Source organism: Mycobacterium sp. SM3041 (genome assembly GCF_039668335.1).
GTDB lineage: Bacteria > Actinomycetota > Actinomycetes > Mycobacteriales > Mycobacteriaceae > Mycobacterium.
The window spans coordinates 1-5,461 of sequence record NZ_JAYXBQ010000051.1 but is presented as its reverse complement, the minus strand read 5'-3'; the positions used below and the strand labels follow the sequence as shown (position 1 = coordinate 5,461).

The window sequence follows — 5,461 nt, the reverse complement described above, 5'->3', positions numbered from 1 at the left end:
CGACTGACACTGACCTACCAGCGCTCGGATGAACAGTGGCAATTACGCCGAACATCGCAAGGATCCGGCCAACCTGGTGGCAGAGGCGGCCATGAACTTTTCGGCGTCGGGGCAGGGACTTGTCTCGATTCGGATCGGATTCTGCTCGGCGCCCCGTTCGAGAACCGAGGTCAGCCAACATCTGGCCTTGGAACCGGCAGTCAGTGCCTGAGCGCCCGGCGTGCGACGCCGGGGTGGGCGGCGAGCCTGGGCCCGAGCAGTAGGGCGAAGACCGTCACCGCCAGCCACGGCCGTAGGTGCGGGCGCAGCCGCCGGATCAACCCGGCATCGTCGAGTTCGAACACCAGGGCATCGGTGATGGTGAGTCCCGCGATGCGCCCGCGGCTCACCGCGACGCGCGTGCGTCCGTCGCCGATGACGTTCTCCCACTCCAGGTTTCGCATCCCGGCGTAGACCGCGGTCAGCAGGACGCGCAGGTCGTCCCGGCCGCGGAACACCATGCGCCCGGACAGTGGGGAGATCAGCTCCGTGTCAGGGGCGAGCGCGGCGATGAACCGGTCGACGTCACCGCTGCGGGTGGCCGCGCAGAACGTCGCGACGGAATCTGTACTTGTCGTCATGAGGACCCCTGAGCGTCACTTGCTATTTGCAACCCACTTAAACAGAGTCCATTGCAGAAAGCAATGGACTACGCTTGTGCAGTGTCCAAACAGTCCTTCGGTGACATCTCCTGCTCGATCGCGCGGACGCTCGACATCGTGGGCCCACGGTGGACGGCCCTGGTGCTGCGCGACCTCTTCGCGGGAATGGCCCGGTTCGAGGACATCCGCCGTGATCTCGGCATTGCGTCGAACGTCCTGGCCGCGCGTCTGGACGACCTGGAGCGCCACGCGATCGTGGCGCGACGCCAATACCAGAGTGCGCCTCCGCGTTTCGAGTATGTGCTCACCGACAAGGGACGCGACCTCTATCCGGTGATCGCGACCCTGCTCGCGTGGGGTGACAAGTGGACGGCCGGCGAGGGCGGGCCCCCGGCGCTGCTGGTTCACGATGAATGCGGCTGTGTCACAACGGCAAAGGCCGTCTGTGCCGAATGCGGCGGGGAACTCGGGGCGCTGTCGACGACCGCGGTACCCGGGCCTGGGGCTCGGGTCGGCCCGGGTACCGCGGTCATCGGAACGTTTCTGGCCCCCGGCGAACCAGGTGTCTAGGCCAGCGTCGCCCGCACACAGTGCGTGACGTACGGCAACGCCAATCCGGTGCTGCTGGCCAGCGCCGGATGCGTGCTGAGCAGCTCGCGTACCTCGCCCAGCACCTTGCGGCGTACGTCGGCGGGCGAGGTGATGCAGTAGCTCCGGGACGCGACAAGGTCCAGAAGCGCTTGCGGCGTAAGGTAACTCGTCCACTCGAAGCGGTGGGTCTCGATGTCGGTGAAGTCGCCGCACAGGGAGTCGGCAGACGGGTCGTGCTCGCAGCCGATGATGCGGTTCAACTCCTTGACCCAGCCCAGCCGCTCGTCGCGGATGTTCCAGACCAGACCCAGCCGGCCGCCCGGTCGCAGCACCCGTGCCACTTCAGCCGCGGCCCGTTCCGGGTCGAACCAGTGCCAGGCCTGCGCCACCAGGACCGCGTCGACACTGTTGTCCGGCAACGGGATTTCCTCGGCCGTGCCGAGCAGCGCCGGCACCGACGGCAACGACCCGCTGAGTACCTCGAGCATCTCGGGGATCGGGTCGACGGCAGTGACCGCCAGGCCGCGCTCGGCCAGCCGGACGGTCAGCTTGCCGGTACCGGCGCCGAGGTCGAGGACATCGACGGACCCCGCGGGCAGCAACCAATTGATGGACTCCGGCGGATAGGACGGCCGTCCGCGTTCGTACGCGGCGGCCTGCTCCCCGAAGGACAGCGAGCGTTCGCCCGTCACCGGGACGCCAAGTCCAGGGTCTGGCGGATCAGCAGGCCCACCTTGTCGGTCTCGACCAGGAAACCGTCGTGGCCGTAGTCGGACTCGATGACCTCGAGGCCCGGGCAACCCGGCAACAGCGTGGCCAGTTCCTCCTGCAGCCGAATGGGATACAGCCGGTCGGAGGTGATGCCACCGACGATCACCGGCACCGGACAGGACCGCAGGGCCGCCGCGACCCCGCCGCGTCCGCGCCCGACATCGTGACTGCTCAGCGCATCCGTCAGTGCCACATACGTGCCCGCATCGAACCGTGCGGCCAGCTTGCGGCCCTGGTACTCCAGGTAGCTCTCGACCGCGTAAAGGCCGTCGCTGGAACTCTTTTCGTGGTTCTGTGCGGTGTTGCGGAACCGGTCGTCGAGTTCCTTCTCGCCGCGGTACGTCAGGTGCGCGAACCGGCGGGCGATCTGGATGCCGTCGTCCGGGGTGAGTCCCGTCAGGTAGTAGTCGCCGCCGGCCCAGTTCGGGTCGGCCTTGATGGCCGCGACCTGCGCGCACTGCGTGCCGATCTGGTCGGCGGTGGCCCGGGCGCCGACCGCCAGCACCAGCCCGGCCCGCACCGTGTCGGGGTGTCCCACAAGCCATTCCAGCGCCCGCGCGCCACCCATCGAGCCACCGACGACCGCGGCCACCTGGGTGATGCCGAGGGCGGCCAGCGCCGCCAGGTCGGCGTTCACCTGGTCGCGCACCGTGATGGCGGGAAATCGTGAGCCCCAGGGCTTTCCATCAGGAGCGAGCGAGCTGGGACCCGTCGAGCCGCGGCAGCCGCCGAGCACGTTGGTGGCGATGGCGCACCAGCGGTCGGTGTCGATCGGAGCACCCGGACCGGCGACGCCGTCCCACCAGCCGCCCGTCGGATGGTCCGGCCCGGCCGGCCCGGTGACGTGGGAGTCACCGGTCAGCGCGTGCAGCACCATCACGACGTTGTCGGCGGCGGGGGACAACTCGCCCCAGCGCTGGACCGCGATGGACACGTCGGGCAGCACGATGCCGCTCTCCAGCGTCAGCGAGCCGATGTTCACCACACCGGTCTCGCCTTCGGCAGGCAGCAGCGGCGCTGCGGAGATGTCAGACACGGGCACGTCGATAATCGTCACACCAAGGCCGCCGTTCGGTCGGCACCCCCCACCGATCCAGCAGCAGCGAAGCCCTGCTCCAGGTCGGCGAGGATGTCTTCGATGCCCTCGATGCCGACAGCCAGCCGCACCAGGCCCGGGGTGACTCCGGAGGCCAGCTGCTCGTCGGCGGTCAGCTGCTGGTGCGTGGTCGACGCGGGGTGGATCACCAGCGAGCGGACATCACCGATGTTGGCGACGTGGCTGTGCAGGGTCAGCGCGTTCACGAACGCCTTGCCCGCCTCGACACCGCCGGTCAGTTCGAACGACAGCACCGCACCGGTGCCCTTGGGGGCCAGCTTGCGGCCCAGCTCGTACCACGGGGACGACGGCAGGCCGGCGTAGTTCACCGAGAGCACGTCCGGGCGGCCCTCGAGGTACTCGGCGACCTTCTGCGCGTTGGACACATGGCGTTCAACGCGCAGAGACAGCGTTTCCAATCCCTGCGCGATGAGGAAGGAGTTGAAGGGGGCGGCGGCGCTGCCCAGATCGCGCAGCAGCTGCACGCGCGCCTTGAGCGCGTAGGCCGGTGCGCCCAGGTCGGCGAACACCACACCGTGGTAGCTCGGGTCGGGCTCGGTGAACCCGGGGAACTTGCCGTTTGTCCAGTCGAAGGTGCCACCGTCGACGATGACGCCGGCGATCGCCGAGCCGTGCCCGCCCAGGTACTTGGTGGCCGAGTGCACGACGATGTCGGCGCCGTGGGCCAGCGGCTGGATCAGGTACGGGGTGGCGACGGTGTTGTCGACGATCAGTGGCACGCCGTTGTCGTGGGCGACGCCCGAGACACCCGGGATGTCCAGGATGTCGATCTTCGGGTTGGAGATGGTCTCGGCGAAGAACGCCTTGGTGTTCGGCCGGACGGCGACGCGCCACGAGTCGAGGTCGTCGGGGTCCGCCACGAAGCTGACGTCGACGCCGAGCTTGGGCAGCGTGTAGTGCAGCAGGTTGTAGGTGCCGCCGTACAGCCGCGGCGAGGCCACGACGTGGTCGCCGGTGCCGGCGATGTTGAGGATCGCGAAGGTCGCGGCGGCCTGCCCGGACGACAGGAACAGCGCGGCCACGCCACCCTCGAGCGCGGCGACGCGCTGCTCGACCACATCGGTGGTCGGGTTCATGATGCGGGTGTAGATGTTGCCCGGCTCGGCCAGCCCGAACAGCGCGGCGGCGTGGTCGGTGTCGCGGAACGTGTACGACGTCGTCTGGTAGATCGGCAGCGCACGGGCATTGGTGGCGCTGTCGGGGCTCTGACCTGCGTGGATCTGCTTCGTCTCGAAGCTCCAGCGCGCAGTGGGGTCGATGGCCTCAGTGGTCATGTTAGGGGTGTCTCCTGTGAGTTTTTAGGTACGACGAAGGGGTGCGCGAACTCGCACGAATCACAGACAGCGACGCATAGGAAGCCTCCACTCACCCAGTCATCCGGGTCCGTGGTGGCGGACCCGCGCTTGCCTCGCAGCCGATGTACGGCTGCTCAACCTGGTCGTCTCCCGGGGCACCCCACCGCGGATGGAGGGTTGCCGGCCAGCAAGCCGGGGCTTGACGCTGGCACTCATGACCGGACTCGAGGGTAACTCAAGAGGCTGGGCAACTGCTAGCTGGTGCCGTCCGGTGGGCGGGACACGGCGTGTCGTCGGCGGTCTGCTTCGCGCAGCCTGTCGGTATCGATCCAGATCTGTGCACGACAGACCGGACCACCGGAAACTCGCCCCGCCGGTCACGGTAGTTTCGTAACCGTCGTGCGACGGGGTAGTCATGTGCAGACGCCGGACTCGACATAGATTTTCGTACGTACCGTCCGTGACGCCGGGAGAGTGACCATGAGTGGCGAGAAACCATCCATCATCTACACGTTGACCGACGAGGCGCCGCTGCTCGCGACGTACGCCTTCCTGCCGGTCGTCCGCACCTTCGCCGGCGCCGCCGGTATCGACGTCCAGACCAGTGACATCTCGGTGGCGGCCCGCATCCTCGCCGAGTTCAGCGACTACCTGACCGATGAGCAGAAGGTCCCCGACAACCTGGGTGAGCTGGGTCGGCTGACCCAGTTCCCGGACACCAACATCATCAAGCTGCCGAACATCAGCGCCTCGGTGCCGCAGTTGGTCGCCGCGATCAAGGAGCTCAAGGAGAAGGGCTACAACCTGCCCGACTACCCGGGCGACCCGAAGACCGACGAAGAGAAGGCGATCAAGGATCGCTACGGCAAGTGTCTCGGTAGTGCGGTGAACCCTGTTCTGCGCGAGGGCAACTCGGACCGTCGTGCCCCGAAGGCCGTCAAGGAGTACGCCCGCAAGCACCCGCACAGCATGGGCGAGTGGTCGCAGGCCTCCCGCACGCACGTCGCCACCATGAAGACCGGCGACTTCTACCACGGCGAGCAGTC

At 67.9% G+C, this 5,461-nt stretch carries 7 protein-coding genes and 1 riboswitch; of the genes, 3 read left to right on the top strand and 4 right to left on the bottom strand.

Translation table 11 applies throughout. The features are described 5' to 3' along the window. Nucleotides 1–28 precede the first annotated feature (28 nt). Nucleotides 29–211 carry a hypothetical protein gene (locus VXD91_RS18840; protein ID WP_346416104.1) on the top strand — a complete coding sequence of 61 codons (183 nt, stop codon included), beginning with the start codon at nucleotides 29–31 and terminating at the stop codon, nucleotides 209–211. Here VXD91_RS18840 and VXD91_RS18835 read toward each other — a convergent pair. Then, entirely contained in the window at nucleotides 201–620 is a 420-nt protein-coding gene (locus tag VXD91_RS18835; RefSeq protein WP_346416103.1) for a nuclear transport factor 2 family protein, read from the bottom strand. The genes VXD91_RS18840 and VXD91_RS18835 overlap by 11 nt on opposite strands. An 81-nt stretch (nucleotides 621–701) precedes the next feature. Between VXD91_RS18835 and VXD91_RS18830 the strand changes: the two genes are divergently transcribed. Further along, nucleotides 702–1,211: a helix-turn-helix domain-containing protein gene (locus VXD91_RS18830; RefSeq protein WP_346416102.1), complete on the top strand. Its 510-nt coding sequence runs from the start codon at nucleotides 702–704 to the stop codon at nucleotides 1,209–1,211. On the opposite strand, the gene VXD91_RS18825 is transcribed toward VXD91_RS18830, so the two are convergent. The 3 genes from VXD91_RS18825 to VXD91_RS18815 are packed head-to-tail and all read right to left on the bottom strand — an operon-like array spanning nucleotide 1,208 to nucleotide 4,394. After that, nucleotides 1,208–1,924: a class I SAM-dependent methyltransferase gene (locus tag VXD91_RS18825; RefSeq protein ID WP_061004895.1), complete on the bottom strand. Its 717-nt coding sequence runs from the start codon at nucleotides 1,922–1,924 to the stop codon at nucleotides 1,208–1,210. The two genes, VXD91_RS18830 and VXD91_RS18825, sit on opposite strands and share 4 nt — an antisense overlap. Next, a complete protein-coding gene (locus VXD91_RS18820; RefSeq protein ID WP_346416101.1) occupies nucleotides 1,921–3,060 on the bottom strand; it encodes a homoserine O-acetyltransferase in 1,140 nt (379 codons plus the stop codon). Before VXD91_RS18820 ends, VXD91_RS18825 begins: the two co-directional genes overlap by 4 nt. Next, entirely contained in the window at nucleotides 3,057–4,394 is a 1,338-nt protein-coding gene (locus tag VXD91_RS18815; RefSeq protein WP_346416100.1) for a bifunctional o-acetylhomoserine/o-acetylserine sulfhydrylase, read from the bottom strand. The genes VXD91_RS18820 and VXD91_RS18815 overlap by 4 nt, the downstream gene beginning before the upstream one ends. A gap of 120 nt (nucleotides 4,395–4,514) precedes the next feature. Further along, nucleotides 4,515–4,635: riboswitch (SAM riboswitch) on the bottom strand. A 260-nt stretch (nucleotides 4,636–4,895) separates the two neighbouring features. Between VXD91_RS18815 and VXD91_RS18810 the strand changes: the two genes are divergently transcribed. Continuing rightward, on the top strand, nucleotides 4,896–5,461 hold a 566-nt coding region (locus VXD91_RS18810; RefSeq protein WP_346416099.1), incomplete at its 3' end, for an NADP-dependent isocitrate dehydrogenase.